Raw genomic sequence first — 18,148 nt, 5'->3', positions numbered from 1 at the left:
CGAAAACCAACCCAACACACACCCAACACACCCAACACACATTTAGTCGGACTCATGCTGCAGCCGCCTTGATATGGTCCCAACTGTCGACGTTCCAGCCCGCCAGACGCGCCGCCGCCCGCCAGGCAACCACCGCCTTGCCCAGATCGGCCGAACTGACTGATGGGGGCTGGGAAGCGCCTTCACCCCGAGGGAAAAAGAACGCCCCGAACTTGCGATTGCTGCCGTCGGTCCAGGGGATGGCGCGGGTCTTGTCCACCTCAGAGCTAATGAACAACGAGAACTTCGTCTGGCTCATCACATGCTCTTTGTTTCGGTGGCACCACTCCAGGAACATCGCGTACAGATCGCTCGACAAACAGGCTCCCCACATATCGCGCCCCAGCTCGCCGTATTGCCAGAGGAACAGAAAAGTCTGCCAACTGGACCGACTCAGTGCCACCAACCGCTCCCGCGCATCAGTACTAGGCGGCCTGGTACGCTGGTCAAAGCCGCCCAGGTCAACAGACAACAACCACGCGTACAGCGCCGCGACACCACCATTCTCCAGTTCCCTGCCCACAGCCTTTTGGCGCTCCACCGGAAGCGTCTCCATGGGCCACAGCACCAACATTCGCCGGTCACTGGGCGAGATCGGCCAGGGCATAATCTCATTGCTGAGGAACGCGGCATTCATGTGGTTGGCTTCCTCCCAACCGTTGATGAACTTCGACTCCATACGCACCGTCTTGCCGGTCACCAGGTGCTTGATCTTGCCTACCTGGTTGTAACGCTGATCGCGGCTCACCACCTCTTCGAACACGGCCCACAACTTGCGGCTTTGCCAAGCGTTGAAGTTGCTTTCCAGCTGTGTCTGCCCGACCGTAGCCGCGTATTGCCCGTATAGCAGCCCGAAGGCGTCAGCAAACAGCAGACTTTTGCCCGAACCCTCCATGGTCGAGTGAGCCAGCACCGCCGTATCCATTTTCGCGCCCAGGTGCTGCAACGGGTACGCCAACCACCGCACCAACCAATCGTTCGACGACTTGTCATGGTTGCATAGGAAAGAGATCAGCCACCGTAGGTTTTCACACGCCGCGTCATCGCGCTTCGGCTCCATGGGCAGCCCGTCGAAGGTGTTGATATAGACGTTGGGATCCTTGGTCATCGTCGGGTCGAACACGATGTTCTCCACATCGACCACTCGGCGCTCCGGGCTGTTCAACCACATGCCATACATATCGCCGAGTGCCATCTTGACCGCGCCTTCGGCAATACGCCGTTTCTTTTCGCGGTCCCATACGTCCTTGGTACCGTCGATGTACACGTACCGTTCAATCGGCTCCAGGTTCAGCGCACCGCCCTTCTTGCCGGCCAACTTGCGTGCCTGCTCGATCTCCTTAACCTTGTCATCCGAGATCAGCTTCTTGAGGGTGTCGTCCATCCACTGTTTCGCCAGCGGCTTCCCAACCCTGACCTCAAACGCGGTTTTCTTCATCACCCGAGACTTGTCGAGATCCCACACCTGGGTGGTGCCCTCGACCAGCACGTAACGCCGGAGCACTTGCTCATACGTCAGCTCCTCCCCCGCCCCCCCGTCAGTAGCGGGAGCGGCCTCGCAGGGCGGCGCGCCTAAGTCCTGCTGGCCTGCATCCGCAGACGGGGCTGGGGGAAGTTCTTTTGGGTCCAGGCGTGACGAATGCTGCATGCCCAACATGCGGGCGGCATCCTTCACGGCTTTCGACTGGTCGCCATCGTGGTCCAGCAGACAGAACACCTCAAAAGCATCATTCTGGTGACCGTTGGCCAACGGATCGGCACCATGGTGGGAGTAGACCTTATCGTCGGTGACCGTAACGCCTGGCAGACCGGTACTGCTCTGGGGATACAACCACTTGTTACCACGCTTGATATAGCCGTGGGCCCGCAGCAGCTCTTCCACATTGTGGCAGCGGTTGAACTCGTCAATCACTGAAGGCTTGTCGCCAGCCGGCGGTGCACGCTTGACGGGTTTCGCGGCGGGCTTCTTGGGCTTTGGTGCCCATGGACACGCGGCCTCGGCGTTTCGCTTGAAGACGTCCCAATTCTGCCAAATGTTCAGCAGCTCATTGGTGAGGATCGGAAGGCCGCCAGCCGCGCTCGGTGGGGTGCGCCAGGTATACGGTTTGCCGGTGCCGGGATGGATCGACGGTGGGAACACGTCCTGCACCAACCCCGCGCGCAGCTCGAATACCGTGAAGCGCTTGTACTCATCGGCCTCGGCGCGCAACGCAGCCTCACCTGCAACATCGCCCGCTTCTTTCGCGGCCTTGATACGAAACGTCAACGCCTTATGAATGGAACCATCCGGGTCCTTTTCGTTGGGCCAGGAAAGTGAGTGGCGCGCCAGCTCCATTTCCTCGGGCAACTTGAACAGCACGCGGAATCGCAATGGGTTGCCAACGATGGTCGGATAGACCAGCGCCATAGCATCAAGGTCGAGCCCCATCTGATCGAACAACACAAACCGCGTCCACTGCACATCGTCCACGTCCAACGAGCAAACACGGCTGGGCCCGAGCACTACGCCCAGGTTGTGGTTGGGGTTTCGTTGCCAGAATGCTTCGGCGACAGCCGGATCAGTGATGTAGCCGCCTGGTTTGTTCCAGCCCATGCCCTTCGGCGCCTTTTCACCTGGGTCAATCGGGACCAGGGCCAGGTTAAAGGTTTCGATGTAGCGGCGAGCCCAGGAAGATACTGTAGAGCTGGTAGAAGCCTCATTCATCCTCAAAACTCCCGACAGGGTGAGGCTGTATTAAGCCGGCCTGACGTACTGCATTGCCTCCACAAACGAGAGCACTTTGCACCCATACGGTATCGATACGTCTTCCACGTTGGTCAGCGCAAGGTCTCCGGGTTTTAGCGGAGCCTTTCCGTCCCAATCGTCCACGAGTCGAGAGCAGCCAAACACCTGCAGAAACGATGCTGCATTTTTGGTCTTGCCGGATTCCTGCGGTCCAACGATGATCAATGGCTTGCTCATAACCAACCCCAATGGAGAAAAAGTAATGTTGAAGGAAGAGTTGCGCCATACACATTTCCCATACTGTTTGATGAGGAACAGCGACGGCAGCTACGTCATGCTCAACCGCAATTACAAGCCGGTGGGATTCATGACAGGTGAATACGTTAAATACGAAGATTTCCCTGTCAGCTTCCAGGCGAAAGGCCTGACAAAGAAAATGGCGGCAGCTTTGAGCGCCCGTGGTGACGAAGATCTGGAGCGCATTTACCTGTACAACGATGGTTGTGTACCCACCTCCGACAAAAAGAGCATGGATGCCTATCTGGTGCGCATCGGAAAACTGCTGAAGCTGAAGCTTAAGGAGTGACGGGTCACGGGAGGCCTGACTAGACATGACGAGCCTCCCGCAACTGCTGACAACTGACGCAGGTTGCGCAACCCTGGATCGTTTTCTGACGAAGTAACGGGATAGGCTCGTCGCAATCCTCGCAGAACGGTGCGCTGACGGCGCACGTTGGGCGCTGACGACGATCCAGCGCGACCTGTAGGAAGTACTCGACCTGGTCGTTTGCGGTATCTACGATATCAACCATGCTGGCGGGCCTCCATCGCTTCCCTGGCTCCCGCCATGATGCCCAGCACGGCGCGTATCACGTCGGCGCCGTGCTTCTCCAAGCATTCAACTTCGCGCTGCTCCCAGATGTTGTCGGCCGCACCTTCGTGCATGCTGGATACAAACAGACCCGTCTGGTGCAGCACCTTGCTCACAGCCAGTAAGGCTTCTTTGGTCGGCGCCGCCGCTTCTGGCTTGTACCAGACCATCCCTGCTGGACGCATCAGAGCATCCAGCAACAAGGGATTGGCCGTCAGGCGTATCACTTCCTCCAACTCATCAGGATCAAGCCAGCGTTGTTCGAAGTCGTGCTTGACCTTCTTTTGCAGGCTGTCGTAATCCATCACCATATCGAGCGCCAGCGCGGTGACACCGCCGTGGTAGTCATGCGCCACTCGATAGATTGCCTTGCGAAGCGAAAGAACCGGCCCAATGGCCGGTGATTGTTCTGTTCGACTCATAACCGTAAATTCCTCGTTTACGGTCTAGCCACAGAATGGGGCACGCCCTATCCTAAGACCACGACCGATGTGCATGTGCTGTGTGTCGTCGTAGCTGGGCTGGGGGATTCTTTGGTGAGAGGCCCCAGCCCGGCACCTTTTTAAGCAGCTTTGGGCTTGCGGCGCGAACCGATTGGTCGAATCTCCACCGCCGAACATGCCCCTTTCTCATCAACTCGCACCCGAATATCCCGCGCCGAGTTCAGCATTTGAGACACAGCGCTTTGCGAAACTCCGATGAGTAAAGCCAGCTCTGGTTGAGTCTTCCCCTCAGCGAAATCCTCCAAGGGGATACCTATTTCGTTAGCCATCCACGTTTCCTCGAATGGGCGTTCCGGCATGGATATTAGTGTTACTTCTTTTAAACAGCAAGAAAAAAAGTCGCTCCACTGTTTTGAAAATATAAGTCTTCCTTATAAGTTGGACGACATGACTATCTCAATTCCTTTAGCCGCTGATGACGAGACCCGAAAAGCCGAGGCCATACGGCTCAAAGCTATTTTTCAGGATCGCAAGCGGAATGACCCAACCCTTACCCAAGACAGAATCGCCGATCTGTGCGAATGGTCTGGACAAAGTGTCGTCAGCCAGTACCTCAATGGACGTATCCCTCTCAACATTAGCGCGCTTATAAAATTCGCAAACGTATTGGGTTTTTCGCTCGACGAAGTGAGCCCGCGATTAGCTGCCATAGCCGAAATGCCCCGCTTGCGGAGTTCGCAAGAAAGCAGAAAAACACCACCAAGCACTGATTGGGAAATGCATCCAATTGAAGTGTGGGACGACGAGACTCCACTCGGTCCAGATGAAGTTGAGCTGCCATTTTTTAAGGAAGTGGAATTGTCTGCCGGGAAGGGATCTGAAGTGATGCTTGAAACCAACGGGCGCAAGCTACGTTTCGGCAAACGAACCCTGAAACGAAAGAGCATTGATCCAGCCTCGGCCGGATGCGTGCCAGTCACCGGGAACAGCATGGAACCTGTGCTCCCGGATGGCAGTACCGTGGGCGTCGACACTGCGAATACAACCATCCAGGATGGAAAGATGTACGCAATCGACCATGATGGCCAACTGCGTGTGAAGCTTCTCTACCGTCTGCCTGGCTCAGGCCTACGCCTTCGAAGCTATAACACTGATGAGCATCCCGACGAGCGCTACGATGGGGACTATGTGCAGCAGCATATTCGTGTGATCGGAAAGGTGTTCTGGTACTCCGTAATGCTTTGAGTAACTCAATCTGATAGGCCCTTGCGGGCCTTTTTTTTCGTCTACTGTTTTTATTTCCATCATTTTATAAGCGTTACTGTTGACTTATTAAATCAGTAATACTAATTTTGCATCGTATCTATCTCTCACCAAAGAGTACGAACCATGCAAACAACACAGCACAGCAGTACCCCATGCCCGGTCTACCTTCACCCGTCGGCGGCGAGCAGCCCGGGCGCAGTAGAGCGTATCCAGCGCAGCACCGGCCTGTTGGTCATCGTCAATCTGGGACGCGCCACCATGGCGCCCGCACCCGCAGCTATCGTCTCCGATGACAGGGGCCCATGGGGAGGTGATGCAGCATGAGACCTATCCTTATTGGTCTCACCGGCCGCGCTCGCTCTGGCAAGACAACTGCCGCAGAACACTTGGCGCGGACTTACCTGCTTGAGCAATACGCCTTCGCCGATCCGCTCCGTGATGGCCTGATGGCAATCTTCAACCTCGACCCAACCGACTTTGAAGGTGACCGCAAAGAGCGGCCGCTCGGCTGGCTGGACTGCTCGCCGCGCCAACTGATGCAGTCAATGGGCACCGAGTGGGCACGCAACACCGTGCACCCGGATGTCTGGGTGAAACTCGCGGAACAGAACCTCGACTACATGAGTAATGCGCTGGGTGCCGTTCTCGGTTTCGTCGTCAGCGACGTGCGCTTCGAAAACGAAGCAGACCTGATTCGCCGCCGGGGCGGTACGGTCATCCATATCCTCCGACCTAATGCCCTGGCGGTGAACCCACACATCAGCGAGGCGGGGATCGCAGCTAATCCCGCCGATTTGACGTTGCCCAACTATGGCACGGTCGAGGGCTTCCTACGTTCGCTGGACGAGGTATTCCTGACGGTTCGCCGCCTGCAGCAACACTCCGAACATATCTCTGCCTGAGGCTCGCCGTCATGAACCGCACCCTGGATCAAACAGCCGCTTTGCTCGGACTCAAGCCCCGCGCCTTCCGCACCAGGTTGCGGGAACTAGGCGTACTGACTTCCACAGGTGACCTGGCCAGCACGCATCGCGACCGTGGCCATCTGTTTTCAGACCCTCGCAGCCGCTGGAATCCAACTCTTAGCAACTACACCCACTATGCAGTGGTGATGGTGAAAGAGTCGGGCGTTGAATGGATCGCCAAAAAGCTGAACATCACCATCACCAATAAGGACGCCGCAGCATGAAGCCGAACGCCATCAATTCCGCTGTAAGTGCCCTGAAACTGGTGCCGATGTACCTCAACCACCCCACGGTGATCAGCCGCGCCACCCTGATTGGCGCCTCTGCCGAAGCTGTCGCGCTGCTGGAGGCGTTGCCGTGCGTCTCGGTCGAGTTGGCCGAAGTGTTCCGCTGCGTTGACGCCGTGATCGCTGACGGCCAGGTCGCCTACGTGACACCGGTCAAGTGTCCGGAATACCCATACGGCGCCGTCGTCGCAGACGCCCAGGGCAACGTGCTGGCAGCGGCCAAGGGCAAGAGCAAAGAAGGTCTCGCCGAACTCATCCGCCTCAAGCTGGTGCCCCAAAAGGAGGGGCATGGGGAGGACTCCGCGTGACCACCACCCTGGAACAACTCCGGCGCCAGTTCGCCACGCCGTGCCCAAGCTTGACCGCCGTGCGCGAACAGTACTTCACGCACATCCGCACCGACCGCTACCTGCTGAGCGAAATCAAGGCAGGCCGCATCGCGCTGGTGGTAAAGCGGCTGCACTGCTCGGCCCGCGCCAAGCCGGTCGTTTACCTGCACGACCTGGCCGACTACCTCGACGCCCAAGCGACGAAGCAAGCGGCCTGATTCAAACGGTGGCCCCTGCCGACCAGGGGCGACACATTCAATGAGGCACAGCACATGAACACCAAAGCACGTCCCTTCATGGACACCCTGCGCGACATCGAGGCCGGGGGCCTGCTGGACGAACTCACCGAGGCCCAGCACAGCCTGATCGACGCCATCCGCATGACCGGCAAGGGCGGAGATCTGACCATCAAGCTCACCTACAAGCCTGATGGCGGCGGACAGATGACCGTGAAGGCCGACGTTAAGACCAAAGAGCCTGTACTGGCGCGCGGGACGTCGCTGTTCTTCCTCACGCCCGAAGGCAACATCACCCGCCGCGACCCACGCCAGCAGGAAATCCCGCTGCGCAGTGTTGAGGACGAACCCGGGCCTGGAGCTTTGCGCCAGGTCAGCCAGTAACACTCGCACCACCAATCTCTCACCAAATCGTCACCCACTGGAGCACATCCAATGCAACAAGCCCTACAGCACCTGGTCACCCTGGTTCAATCCCTCGGCAAACCAATCGAGGTCCCCGGCATCCCTGCGCCGCTGGCACTCGTACCGAACGGGGTCAGCATCGAGAGCCTGGAGCACCTGCTGCCCGCGCCTTCTCGCATCAAGCAGAAGCTCACCGTGATTGATGCCGAGTCATTCATCAGCTATGTGAATCGCTTTTCCACCCAGGCCACGGCAGTTTTTTGCAACGGCCCAGAGGGCCGCACTTTCATCGCGGTCATCGACTACCACTATCCAGCGGCACCCGCCTGGCGCGAACACGTTGCGACGTACCGCTGCCCGACCACAGTGGAATGGGGCAACTGGAAGGAAAAAGACCGCACGCGCATGGACCAGGCCACCTTCGCTGAATTCATCGAAGACAACGTGAAGGACATCACCCACCACCCCGAGCATGAGAACACCCCAAGCGCTGCCGATATGCTCGAAATCAGCCGCACTCTGGAAGCAAAGAAGAACATCACGTTCCGCCAAGGTACTCGCCTCGACAACGGCCAGGTGCAACTGACCTACAACGAAGAAATTGACGGGCGCGCCGGAGAAGCTGGCCAACTGCGTATCCCCGAAGAGTTCTTCATCGCGCTCAAACCATTCCTCGGTGGCGACGCCTTCTGCGTGCCCGCTCGCTTCCGCTACCGCATCCAGGAAGGTCGATTGGTCATGTGGTACGAACTGGTGCGCGCCGACAAGGTGCTTGAGGAGGCCTACAACGCCGTGCGCGCCAAGATCGAAGCCGCCATCAAAGATGTGCCGCTCTATGAAGCCACGATCTAACTAACTCCCTGCAACACCCCGCCGCCGTCCTCTCACCAAAACTGTCCGGCGGCGGGCACAACCGAGGTACACAGCACATGACAACAATTCAGATTTGCGCACTGATCGTTCTGATCGTACTTGTTGGGATTACCTATTTGGCAGGCTATCGCGGTGGCCTTAACGATGGCTGCATCGAAGGTATCGATGAAGGCAAGGCCATTCAACAATTAGATAGTTCAGATACGATCCTGGACCTAAAGCGATCGCTTGATCAGGCGCAGGACCGCCACAAGCAACTGTATTCCCACTACGAGCGCGCATTGGCCGCCTCAAAACTTGGGGAAGCGGAACGTCAGACTCTGCTGGCCATCGCCGAACAACTGCGTATCGCGGCCGAGACATTCAGCGCATTTCGCACAGGCAAGAAACTCGAACAAGATACCGTTGCGCTCCGTGACCAAGCTCTCGCCATGGCAGGCAGTCTGGAACGGGAAGCACAGGAAAGTGCCGCATGATCGCCCGTCGCCGAACAGTCCGAATACGTAACGGACAAATGCCTCCCCTCGACCTCAACGTCATCTGCGACAAATGCGACAAGTCGCGAGCACACGGCAACCACCAGAAATGCAGCAAGCAGCGCCAGGCCGAAGGTATCGCCCGGCGCGCAGGGGAGAAACCACAATGAGCGCAGCAGAGAAACTCGACTTCCACATCACACCAGGCGCCTGGTTTCGCCAGGATCTGCTGTACCCAGTCTTCGGCCTAAGTACCGAAGCGGTTCGCAAATATCGCACCCGAGGTCTGTGGCTTGAGGGCAAGCACTGGCGTTACGACCCAGCCAACGTGATTGTCTACAACCGCGCGGCCATTGAACGCTGGATGGAAGGGAAGCCATGATCGACAAGATGCCAACAGGCGTTGAGATGAACGGCAAGCAACTACGCATCTGGTTCATCTTTAACGGCCAACGGTGCCGGGAACCCTTGGAGGGGATCTCGAAAGTAAACAAGGCCGCAATCGCCTATGCCGACAACAAGCGCCGTACCGTTCTCGCGGAAATCAAAGAGGGCCGCTTCGACTATGCGGCCCACTTTCCAAACTCACCCAGGGCCGCCATGTTTACGGGCAAAGGCGGACCTTCACTCAAGCGCACCGTTAAGGAAGGAATTGACCGATGGCTAGAGGTTCAGCGTGCCCTCAAAGCTTCAAGTACGGTGATCAACTACGTAAGCAAGGCAGGACACGTTGAGAAGAAGTTCGGTAAACGCAAAATCGTTGACATCAGCAAGAGCGACATCGAGCTGTTTCAAGCGCAGTTGCTGATGCAAGGCCTGGCCCCGAAGACAGTGAACGACATTTTCACCGTCGTTCGCGGAGTGTGGGCCGACGCATTCGGGGACGGAATACTGAAGGCCAACCCGCTCGAACGGATCAGCAACGTCGGGTCAGACGTCGACCTTGAGCATGCTGACCCCTTCAGTCGGACCGAAATTGAATTGATCAGCAAAACAGACCCCGGTCGGCGCGATGATACCCGAATGATTGAGTTCAACTGCTGGGCCGGACTGTCCCTTTCCGAACTCATCGGGCTCGCCGTTGAAGACGTAGATCTTGAGGCCGGCCTGGTGCACGTTCGCCGGGCATCAGTCGTTGGCGAATACAAAGTCCCCAAAGAGCGCTCCAGGGTTCGAGTCATTGAACTCATAGACCCAGCCCTCGAACTGATGCGAGAGATAGTTGCCGACGCCAAGGAAGCTGTAGCCGAAGAGATCAACGTTATTCAACGCGACAACATCACGTCCAAGAGAATGAAAGTCAGGTTCCTTTTCCGCAGTTCGACCAGCGGTTTACTCTGGAACGGCAAGACGTTGAGCAACTGGTTCACCGCGCACCTAAAAAAAGCGAAAGTCAGGCACAGAGGCGCTAACCAATGTCGCCATACCTTCGCCAGTCAGATGTTATCTAGCTATGTCCCGATTGAGTGGGTAGCCAGACAACTCGGCCACGCTGACACAACGATGATTCGTAAACACTACGGGAGATGGATACCCAGAGACACCAGGAGCATGGCAGGTATAGTGTCTAAAATGCTTGGTTTTGAAAAACAAGACTGATAGCAACCTTCATAACTATAAAACAATAATAAATTTAAATACTAACTTATAGCAATCTCATCCAAAAGCTTTTGGCCATTGATGACCGCGTCATCAAAACCTATTGGTTTAACGTCATAGATCGCGGCAGAGCTGATGACTTCCTCAGGGCGAAACCTAAAAGCAGTACCAATTAATTCTTTCTGCTCAATCAATGCTGCTTCTTTCAACTCTCGCTCCAAAGCAGCATAAATTTTATTTTGCCATACAACATCATCCAAACGAGACTCCCAACTTGAGAAGTCTAATAACTGAAAACCAAGATTTTCAAAAAAGCCCAAAATGAAAGTAGCGCAAGTTAACCCGGCCTTAGGATTATCTAAAAACTTTGAGTTATCGTCGAAAACTGCTGCACCAGTATAATTGATACCATAAGGAATACCGTCTTGGTTCTCGCTATAAACACGCGATGCATGCTCTGCAAAATACTGAAGTTCTTCCTCATCAAACCCTTGCATGGGAACACAGCGGTACTGAGGTTTCAACGGATCGCACATCAGCCTCATGTGCCATGCTAAATGAAGCAATGACATATGTTTGTTATCACGATCCTTGAAAACAATAGCCGCATGCCGCTGATCGACATCTTGAGTCTGGTAAATAGCCGTACCAAATAGTTCGACATCACCCAAAAACCTCACACCTGCGACGTCTACAGCGTCATCATCAAGCTCGGCGTCAATGGAAGAATATATGCCATTGACATCGTGAGAGTGGGCGGAGTCATCCTCCGCCAGCGTACTAGTAGATTCAGGCAAACTGCGTTCCCTTTGCGCGATTAAGACCTCTCAGCGCTCTCTGTGCGTCCTGCCCAGTAGTATTGAGATAAGCCTCAACCTTTGCATACATCCCAGACCAGTTTGTTAACTTGGAGCGGATTCGATACGAAGACCTCAAAACCGCAACACTAGTTATTTTCCGCATGGACGATGGGTCAGCCAACGCAAGCAACTCATTAAGACTCCAAAAGTCTTCCGACTTTATATAATCCTCGACAGTATCCACAACAGCTCGCAATGCTACACGACTTTGATCAGCATCAATGAGAGCTGCGGAATCAAGCAAGCATATAGAGTCAAGCTTTCTATATATTTCCATTTTCAGCTCACTAACAACAGATGGAACTGTAGGCTTAACCAAAGCAGAAGCAACCAACACTCCTTTTTTACCTTGGATTTTCTGATCTGTTGTTGCCCCAACCGAATCAAACTTTCGCTCCTTTTCGAAAGTACTCATCACGGTTGCTGAACGAGCTTTAATGGTCCGCGCCATTGCCGCAACGCGTATGTCGGCAGAACCGACCGTTAAGAAATAACCTGCATTATAATAGTCAGAAATACTCCTTTCTATTGGTGCACGAGTTACTGCCGATTCAACAATGTAAGATGCACTATCCATTTGCATCATCTCCTATTAACAACCTTGCTTCAGAAAAAAACGGGGATATAATATTTGCGTATCCATCCGGATGTGGAAGCTTTGACTGTGGATGAGTATTAAAATCAAGCTCCAACTGTATAACGTGTTCCTGTGTTGCAGTAACTGCATCACCAACTTGATATTGAATACTCTGATGGACCAACTGCGACCACTTTGAAAGACGGTTCATCACTAAACCACCGATCTTAGGAAACTTTTTTGGCCTATTAACCTGGACAGATAAATCACTCGCGTCTGGGCCGAAGTCAATACCAACCAAAGTCTTGAATAGCTCGGCACTCTCCCGAAGGTCTCCCACAAATACGTGCATTGTCGCACCCATTGCTAATCGAGTCGCTGCAGGAAGCCGGATACGACTTACGTGATACTCAAAATTCTTACTGACTTCTTCAAATTTACCCAGCGTAGGAGAAGACATTGGATCCACAGGAATAGCCGAAAGCGTGACGTCCAGACGCCCTGGTTGAGACGTAACTGTAAGCTTGCCCCCTTCGAATGGCCCCTCTTCAATGGTGACCGATTGTGCAGGCCTGCTGGTTTGCGATTCAGGCTCATGCCCAACAATCGACTTCCAGGATAGCTTGCTACCATCGGCAATACCAAGAAGGGACAAACGAAGCGATTCGGTTTTCCAAGTGTGGGACTGGGTCATTGAATTTCACTAGTTAATTTTCTGGACCGAGATGCAGGAGAATCCATTTCTCATGCGCTACTAGGCTTTCGGAGGTGCCTTTACGCTTTCGTGAGGCAGAGTCTAGCCAATTTCCGCGTGCCATGCATCGGTTTATAATCAATAAACTGATCGTATTCTCAGGCCAGAAAAATGACACCTACAATGCAAAATACGCCAGAAAAAATTCAATGAAATCAATCAGCTATGACCCATCCTCTTACACCATATTTTTTCGTAGCGACCTGTTGATTCGTACTGAGGTTCCACCGCGAACCCATCGCCTTGCCCTAAATTTGCCCTAAAATATCCGCCAACAACGAAAAAGCCCCCGCAATCTTTAACGATTACAGGGGCTTAGTCTTATTCAATAATGGCGGAGAGATAGGGATTCGAACCCTAGGTACCGGTGAAGGTACAACGGATTTCGAATCCGTCCCATTCGGCCACTCTGGCATCTCTCCAACGGCGCGCATCATAACAGCAAGATCGGTGGATGCAAAGCGCCGAAGCGATTTTTTTCCGTGCTATCAGATGCTTGCGTCGATTACAGCGGTACGCCTAGACGATTGGCGACTTCTTCGTAAGCTTCGATAACGTCACCGAGGCCCTGGCGGAAGCGGTCTTTATCCATCTTCTTCTTGGTGTCCTTGTCCCACAGACGGCAGCCGTCCGGGCTGAACTCGTCGCCCAGGACGATGGAGCCGTCGTGGAACACGCCGAATTCCAGCTTGAAGTCCACCAGCAGCAGGCCAGCGTCGTCGAACAGCTTGCTCAGCACGTCGTTGACCTTGAGCGACAGCTCCTTCATGCGTGCCAGTTGCTCAGCGGTGCCCCAGCCGAATGCCACGACGTGGGATTCGTTGATGAACGGGTCGCCCTTGGCGTCGTCCTTCAGGAACAGTTCAAAGGTGTAAGGGTTGAGCTTGAGGCCCTCTTCGACACCCAGGCGCTTGACCAGGCTGCCGGCGGCGTAGTTACGCACGACGCACTCGACCGGGATCATGTCCAGTTTCTTCACCAGGCACTCGTTGTCGCCCAGCAGTTTGTCGAATTGGGTCGGAATGCCGGCCTCTTCGAGTTTCTGCATGATGAAGGCGTTGAACTTGTTGTTCACCATGCCTTTGCGGTCCAGCTGTTCGATGCGCTTGCCGTCGAACGCCGAGGTGTCGTTGCGAAACAGCAGGATCAGGCGGTTGGCGTCGTCGGTCTTGTATACCGACTTGGCTTTGCCGCGGTAGAGTTCTTCACGTTTTTCCATGATGGGCTCCGCTTTGAGTGAGGTGGGCTAGGCGATGTGTCGCCAGTCGAGCCCTGAATCTTGATCGGCCAGTTGCAGCCAGTCCGGGTCGCACCCGAGGGTGTCGACAAAACATTGCCGGGCAAGCGTCGGCAGGTTGTTCTTGCTGCTCAGGTGGGCCAGGACCAGGTGCTGCAGGTCCTGCCAGCCCAACTCATACACCAGGTACGCCGCCTGGTGATTATTCAAATGTCCCAGTTCGCCGCCCACCCGTTGCTTGAGAAAGTACGGGTAGTGACCGCGAGCCAGCAGGTCTCGGCAGTGGTTGGACTCGATCATCAAGGCATCGAGGTTCCGGTAACCGTCCAGCACCTTGGTGCAATAGGAGCCCAGATCGGTAAGCACGCCGAAGCGTCGTTCACCGTCACTGAATACATACTGCGTCGGTTCCTGGGCATCGTGCGCCACGGCAATCACATCGATGCTCAACGCACCAATCCGCAGCTGCTCGCCACCGGCCAGGAAACCCGCAGGTTCAATGGGTTTGCGCATCCCGCGCAAGGTACCGCGACTCAAGTACACCGGAAGATTGTAGCGCCGAGACAGCAAACCCACGCCATGCACGTGGTCGGCATGTTCGTGGGTCACCAGAATCGCACTCAACTGCGCGGGGTGAACCCCCAGGCGCAGCAGGCGCCGCTCGGTTTCCTTTAAAGAGAAACCACAATCCACCAGGACGTACGTATCGTCATGGGCAACCAGCGTGCCGTTCCCTTGGCTACCGCTACCGAGAACAGCAAAACGCATCGGGTCAGCCCAGGTTGTCCTGAATCACGCCCAACACTTTGCGCGCTGTTTCAGCTGGCGCAACGGTGTTGATGTTCTTCTCGACGGTGACTTGCACGCTTTCGCCAACCTTGCTCAAACGAACCTGATAACGCTCGGCGCGGGTCTCGACTTCTTCCTTGGTCGGCTTGCTGCCGAACAGTTTGCCGAAGAAACCAGGCTCGTCGTCTTTGCGCTCGGCCTTTTCAGCCACGTTGATGTAGTAAAGGCCCAGGCTGCGGTTGATGTCTTCAACACGCCAAGGGCCTTGCTCCAAGGCGCGCCCCACGCTGGCCCAGGCACGGTCCAGGTCTTCACCCAGGCTCAGCACCACGTTGCCGCTGCCGTCCTCGGTGAGGCTGACGCGGCTCGGGGTGTCGTAATCACGCGCGGCGAGCAGGGAAACGGAACCGCCCTTCTCGGAGATACGGCTCATGCTGGCCAGCATCTCGTCGACCAGTGCCGCGTCGACGCCGGTGTTGACCGAGCGGTTGGTGAAGTCGACGTTGGCGGTGCTGCCGGCAGGACGCTCGGCGCTCACCACGTAGACTTCACTGGTATTGCGCTGCACGCCAGGCTCAATGCGCACGCGTACACGGGCTTCGCTGTCGGCGGCTACACCGCTGGCCTGCAGACGCTTGGCCACGGTCGCGGACAGCTCGCTGCCTTGCTGCCAGGCGGTGGTGAATTCACCGGTCTGCGGACGCTGTTCGTCGATACGGAAACCGTTGTCCTGGAAGAACTGCACGGCCACCGGCCAGACTTCGGCGGGTGGACGCTGGGCTACGATCCAGCGCGAGTCGCCGCTCTTCTGCAGGCTGTAGTCGCTGGCATCGGCCACGGCCGAGATCGGCTGTGGACGCGGCACGATGTACTCACCCTTGGCGGTGTCGTCGGCGACGTTGCGCGGAATCGGCAGCAATGGGTCAAGGCGCTTGGCGACGTTGACACCCGGCGGCAATTCCATCGGTTTGGTGGGTTGTGCTTCCAGGTAATCGCTGCCGCGGTCACGGAAGTAGCCTTCCGGGCCCCAGATCCAACCGCAGCCACTGGTGCTGGAGATAATCAAGGCAAGTGCGGAAAGTCCGGCCAATCGCTTCATGCGTAGTACTTCCTCAATTAAACCAGGACGCCGGACTGGCGCAGGGCCTGTCGCAGCGGTTCGTGACAGGCTTCGCTGAGGCGGGTGAGCGGCAGACGGATACCGTCCGGCATCATGCCCATTTCAGTCAATGCCCATTTCACGGGGATAGGGTTGGATTCGATAAACAGTGTCTTGTTGAGCGGCATCAGCTTCTCGTGAATCGCCCGGGCGGTCACGGCATCACCTGCGATGGCGGCGGCACACATGTCGCTCATGGCTCGCGGCGCCACGTTGGCGGTCACGGAGATGTTGCCCTTGCCGCCCAGCAGGATCAGCTCGACAGCGGTGGCGTCGTCACCGGAATACAGCAGGAAGTCGCTGCCCACACCGGCCAGGATGTCCTTGGCGCGCTGCAGGTCGCCCGTGGCTTCCTTGATGCCAACGATGTTCGGCACGGTGGACAGGCGAATGACGGTCGCGGCCTGCATATCGCACGCGGTACGGCCTGGCACGTTGTAGAGGATCTGCGGGATATCGACGGCTTCGGCGATGGTCTTGAAGTGCTGGTACAAGCCTTCCTGGGTCGGCTTGTTGTAGTACGGAGTGACCAGCAGGCAGGCATCGGCGCCGGCTTTCTTGGCGTTTCGGGTCAGCTCGATGGCTTCACGCGTCGAGTTGGCGCCGGTGCCGGCGATGACCGCGATACGGCCCGCAACACGCTTGACCACGAACTCGATCACTTTGATGTGTTCTTCCACATCGAGCGTCGCCGATTCACCTGTGGTGCCGACGGCCACAATGGCGTTGGTGCCTTCTTGCAGGTGAAAGTCCACCAGTTTGCCCAGGCTGTCCCAGTCGAGATTACCTTGTGCATCCATGGGTGTGACCAGTGCCACCATACTGCCCGCAATCATGCAACCGCTCCTGCCGGAAAAAGAGAGCCGTAATGGTACTGGCGCCAAGATGCTTGCACAAGCGAAGTACCGCCTGAGGATGCGTTCTGGCGCAACTAAACGATGGGCAATGCCATCATCGGGCTAGAGCACGGCTTTCAACGCGGTGAAATCCAGCCGATCACGCAATGAAAACGCCACCTCCTATCCCTTGACGACGCTTTTCGCTACCCTTCATCCTTTGATCGATACGGCCCTCACAGTATCGACCGCTCATCGTTTAGGAAGGCTGCATGTCCACCCCCACAGTTCGCGAACAATTCCTTGTTATCAGTGCCCTCGGCGCCAACCCCATGGAGCTGACCAACGTCCTGTGCCGCGCCAGCCATGAAAACCGCTGCGCCGTCGTGACGTCCCGCCTGACCCGCCACGGCGAGTGCAGCGCGCTGGTCCTGCAGATCTCCGGCACCTGGGATGCCCTGGCACGCCTTGAGACCGGCCTGCCGGGTCTGGCCAAGAAGCATGACTTCACCGTCAACGTGGTACGCAGCGCCGCCCTGGAGAACCGCCCGCAGGCCCTGCCTTACGTGGCCTATGTCAGCTCGGCCTACCGTTCGGACATCGTCAATGAGCTGTGCCAGTTCTTTATCGACCATAACGTCGAACTGGAAAACCTGACCTGCGATACCTACCAGGCCCCGCAAACCGGCGGCACCATGCTCAACGCCACGTTTACCGTGACCTTGCCGGCCGGCGTGCAGATCAGTTGGTTGCGCGACCAGTTCCTGGATTTCGCCGATGCCCTGAACCTCGACGCACTGATCGAACCATGGCGCCCACAAAACCCAATGTAAGGAAGTTTTCATGGCGGTAGTCATCGACAAACCGGTCACCCATTTCGAAGCCCAGGCCACCAGTGGCCAGACCTTCAGCCTCGACGCCCTCAAAGGCAAGCAAGTGGTGATCTACTTCTACCCCAAGGACAGCACCCCCGGCTGCACCACCGAAGGCCAGGGTTTCCGTGACCAGTACGCGGCGTTCAAGGCGGCCAACACCGAGCTGTTCGGCGTATCGCGCGACAGCGTGAAGTCCCACGAGAACTTCAAGGCCAAGCAGGCATTCCCCTTCGAGCTGATCAGCGACAAGGATGAAGCGGTCTGCCAGCTGTTCGATGTGATCAAGCTGAAGAAGCTGTACGGCAAGGAATACCTGGGCGTGGATCGCAGCACCTTCCTGATCGACAGCCAGGGTGTACTGCGCCAGGAGTGGCGCGGCGTGAAAGTGCCGGGGCATGTGGATGCCGTTTTGGCGGCAGCGCAGGCGCTGAACAAGGCCTGATTGTAGTGAGCGGGCTTGCCCCACGCTGGGGTGCGAAGCAGCCCTGAAACCTGCTACCGCGTTTTATCTGAAAGAACGCGGCCGCTGTGGCGGGGTCGCTTCGCA

The 18,148-nt window shown here is 56.4% G+C and carries 26 protein-coding genes and 1 tRNA gene; 14 read left to right on the top strand and 13 right to left on the bottom strand.

The window, feature by feature from the left end:
- Positions 1–52 precede the first annotated feature (52 nt).
- Both V6M90_RS09580 and V6M90_RS09575 read right to left on the bottom strand, forming a co-directional pair.
- Positions 53–2,743, bottom strand: coding sequence for a bifunctional DNA primase/polymerase (locus V6M90_RS09580; protein ID WP_332846370.1), 2,691 nt, complete (start codon positions 2,741–2,743; stop codon positions 53–55).
- Positions 2,744–2,773: 30 nt separating this feature from the next.
- The gene (locus tag V6M90_RS09575; protein WP_332846369.1) at positions 2,774–3,001 is read right to left on the bottom strand and encodes a hypothetical protein; all 228 of its coding nucleotides are present in this window, start codon (positions 2,999–3,001) and stop codon (positions 2,774–2,776) included.
- Positions 3,002–3,026: 25 nt separating this feature from the next.
- Between V6M90_RS09575 and V6M90_RS09570 the strand changes: the two genes are divergently transcribed.
- Entirely contained in the window at positions 3,027–3,350 is a 324-nt protein-coding gene (locus V6M90_RS09570; protein ID WP_332846368.1) for a hypothetical protein, read from the top strand.
- A gap of 19 nt (positions 3,351–3,369) precedes the next feature.
- Here the strand turns inward: V6M90_RS09570 and V6M90_RS09565 are convergent, their stop codons facing one another.
- The 3 genes from V6M90_RS09565 to V6M90_RS09555 form a co-directional block, all read right to left on the bottom strand.
- The gene (locus V6M90_RS09565) at positions 3,370–3,576 is read right to left on the bottom strand and encodes a TraR/DksA C4-type zinc finger protein (protein ID WP_332846367.1); all 207 of its coding nucleotides are present in this window, start codon (positions 3,574–3,576) and stop codon (positions 3,370–3,372) included.
- Positions 3,569–4,057 carry a phage regulatory CII family protein gene (locus V6M90_RS09560; RefSeq protein ID WP_332846366.1) on the bottom strand — a complete coding sequence of 163 codons (489 nt, stop codon included), beginning with the start codon at positions 4,055–4,057 and terminating at the stop codon, positions 3,569–3,571. The genes V6M90_RS09565 and V6M90_RS09560 overlap by 8 nt, the downstream gene beginning before the upstream one ends.
- Positions 4,058–4,197: 140 nt before the next feature.
- Positions 4,198–4,407, bottom strand: a complete 210-nt coding sequence (locus V6M90_RS09555) for a Cro/CI family transcriptional regulator (protein ID WP_223554850.1) — start codon at positions 4,405–4,407, stop codon at positions 4,198–4,200.
- A gap of 118 nt (positions 4,408–4,525) precedes the next feature.
- On the opposite strand from V6M90_RS09555, the gene V6M90_RS09550 reads away from it, so the two are divergent.
- The 11 genes from V6M90_RS09550 to V6M90_RS09500 all read left to right on the top strand — a co-directional run bounded on the left by V6M90_RS09550 (position 4,526) and on the right by V6M90_RS09500 (position 10,514).
- A complete protein-coding gene (locus tag V6M90_RS09550; protein WP_332846445.1) occupies positions 4,526–5,323 on the top strand; it encodes a LexA family transcriptional regulator in 798 nt (265 codons plus the stop codon).
- 144 nt (positions 5,324–5,467) lie between these two features.
- Positions 5,468–5,668 (top strand): hypothetical protein, encoded by a 201-nt coding sequence (locus V6M90_RS09545; RefSeq protein ID WP_332846365.1) that lies wholly within the window; start codon positions 5,468–5,470, stop codon positions 5,666–5,668.
- Entirely contained in the window at positions 5,665–6,246 is a 582-nt protein-coding gene (locus tag V6M90_RS09540; protein WP_332846364.1) for a deoxynucleotide monophosphate kinase family protein, read from the top strand. The genes V6M90_RS09545 and V6M90_RS09540 overlap by 4 nt, the downstream gene beginning before the upstream one ends.
- An 11-nt stretch (positions 6,247–6,257) precedes the next feature.
- Positions 6,258–6,533 carry a hypothetical protein gene (locus tag V6M90_RS09535; RefSeq protein WP_332846363.1) on the top strand — a complete coding sequence of 92 codons (276 nt, stop codon included), beginning with the start codon at positions 6,258–6,260 and terminating at the stop codon, positions 6,531–6,533.
- A complete protein-coding gene (locus tag V6M90_RS09530; protein ID WP_332846362.1) occupies positions 6,530–6,904 on the top strand; it encodes a hypothetical protein in 375 nt (124 codons plus the stop codon). The genes V6M90_RS09535 and V6M90_RS09530 overlap by 4 nt, the downstream gene beginning before the upstream one ends.
- The gene (locus V6M90_RS09525; RefSeq protein WP_025856656.1) at positions 6,901–7,143 is read left to right on the top strand and encodes a pyocin activator PrtN family protein; all 243 of its coding nucleotides are present in this window, start codon (positions 6,901–6,903) and stop codon (positions 7,141–7,143) included. The genes V6M90_RS09530 and V6M90_RS09525 overlap by 4 nt, the downstream gene beginning before the upstream one ends.
- 54 nt (positions 7,144–7,197) lie before the next feature.
- Positions 7,198–7,545: a hypothetical protein gene (locus tag V6M90_RS09520; protein ID WP_047541804.1), complete on the top strand. Its 348-nt coding sequence runs from the start codon at positions 7,198–7,200 to the stop codon at positions 7,543–7,545.
- A 51-nt stretch (positions 7,546–7,596) separates the two neighbouring features.
- Positions 7,597–8,418 carry a YfdQ family protein gene (locus tag V6M90_RS09515; protein ID WP_332846361.1) on the top strand — a complete coding sequence of 274 codons (822 nt, stop codon included), beginning with the start codon at positions 7,597–7,599 and terminating at the stop codon, positions 8,416–8,418.
- Positions 8,419–8,495: 77 nt separating this feature from the next.
- Complete coding sequence (locus tag V6M90_RS09510) at positions 8,496–8,915, top strand: hypothetical protein (protein WP_332846360.1); 420 nt, start codon at positions 8,496–8,498, stop codon at positions 8,913–8,915.
- Positions 8,916–9,081: 166 nt separating this feature from the next.
- Positions 9,082–9,297: an excisionase family protein gene (gene xisR / locus V6M90_RS09505; protein WP_008036021.1), complete on the top strand. Its 216-nt coding sequence runs from the start codon at positions 9,082–9,084 to the stop codon at positions 9,295–9,297.
- Positions 9,294–10,514 (top strand): Arm DNA-binding domain-containing protein, encoded by a 1,221-nt coding sequence (locus tag V6M90_RS09500; protein WP_332846359.1) that lies wholly within the window; start codon positions 9,294–9,296, stop codon positions 10,512–10,514. The genes xisR and V6M90_RS09500 overlap by 4 nt, the downstream gene beginning before the upstream one ends.
- Positions 10,515–10,555: 41 nt before the next feature.
- On the opposite strand, the gene V6M90_RS09495 is transcribed toward V6M90_RS09500, so the two are convergent.
- The 8 genes from V6M90_RS09495 to dapA form a co-directional block, all read right to left on the bottom strand.
- Positions 10,556–11,311 (bottom strand): hypothetical protein, encoded by a 756-nt coding sequence (locus tag V6M90_RS09495; protein ID WP_332846358.1) that lies wholly within the window; start codon positions 11,309–11,311, stop codon positions 10,556–10,558.
- Positions 11,304–11,951, bottom strand: coding sequence for a hypothetical protein (locus V6M90_RS09490; protein WP_332846357.1), 648 nt, complete (start codon positions 11,949–11,951; stop codon positions 11,304–11,306). The genes V6M90_RS09495 and V6M90_RS09490 overlap by 8 nt, the downstream gene beginning before the upstream one ends.
- Positions 11,944–12,645, bottom strand: coding sequence for a hypothetical protein (locus tag V6M90_RS09485; protein ID WP_332846356.1), 702 nt, complete (start codon positions 12,643–12,645; stop codon positions 11,944–11,946). The genes V6M90_RS09490 and V6M90_RS09485 overlap by 8 nt, the downstream gene beginning before the upstream one ends.
- Positions 12,646–13,037: 392 nt before the next feature.
- A tRNA-Ser gene (locus V6M90_RS09480) sits at positions 13,038–13,127 on the bottom strand.
- An 83-nt stretch (positions 13,128–13,210) separates the two neighbouring features.
- On the bottom strand, positions 13,211–13,924 hold the full coding sequence (gene purC / locus V6M90_RS09475; protein ID WP_003172493.1) for a phosphoribosylaminoimidazolesuccinocarboxamide synthase: 714 nt from the start codon (positions 13,922–13,924) through the stop codon (positions 13,211–13,213).
- A 27-nt stretch (positions 13,925–13,951) separates the two neighbouring features.
- Positions 13,952–14,710, bottom strand: a complete 759-nt coding sequence (locus V6M90_RS09470; RefSeq protein ID WP_141065062.1) for an MBL fold metallo-hydrolase — start codon at positions 14,708–14,710, stop codon at positions 13,952–13,954.
- A gap of 4 nt (positions 14,711–14,714) precedes the next feature.
- The gene (gene bamC / locus V6M90_RS09465) at positions 14,715–15,830 is read right to left on the bottom strand and encodes an outer membrane protein assembly factor BamC (protein WP_003172490.1); all 1,116 of its coding nucleotides are present in this window, start codon (positions 15,828–15,830) and stop codon (positions 14,715–14,717) included.
- A gap of 17 nt (positions 15,831–15,847) precedes the next feature.
- On the bottom strand, positions 15,848–16,726 hold the full coding sequence (gene dapA / locus V6M90_RS09460) for a 4-hydroxy-tetrahydrodipicolinate synthase (protein ID WP_003172489.1): 879 nt from the start codon (positions 16,724–16,726) through the stop codon (positions 15,848–15,850).
- Between the two features lie 272 nt (positions 16,727–16,998).
- Between dapA and V6M90_RS09455 the strand changes: the two genes are divergently transcribed.
- Together V6M90_RS09455 and V6M90_RS09450 are read left to right on the top strand one after the other, a co-directional pair.
- Positions 16,999–17,559, top strand: coding sequence for a glycine cleavage system protein R (locus V6M90_RS09455; RefSeq protein WP_003172487.1), 561 nt, complete (start codon positions 16,999–17,001; stop codon positions 17,557–17,559).
- Between the two features lie 10 nt (positions 17,560–17,569).
- On the top strand, positions 17,570–18,043 hold the full coding sequence (locus tag V6M90_RS09450) for a peroxiredoxin (RefSeq protein ID WP_003172485.1): 474 nt from the start codon (positions 17,570–17,572) through the stop codon (positions 18,041–18,043).
- Positions 18,044–18,148 lie beyond the last annotated feature (105 nt).

This window comes from Pseudomonas lactucae, from assembly GCF_036688725.1.
Lineage (GTDB): Bacteria > Pseudomonadota > Gammaproteobacteria > Pseudomonadales > Pseudomonadaceae > Aquipseudomonas > Aquipseudomonas lactucae.
This window is presented reverse-complemented; position numbering and strand designations above follow the sequence as displayed.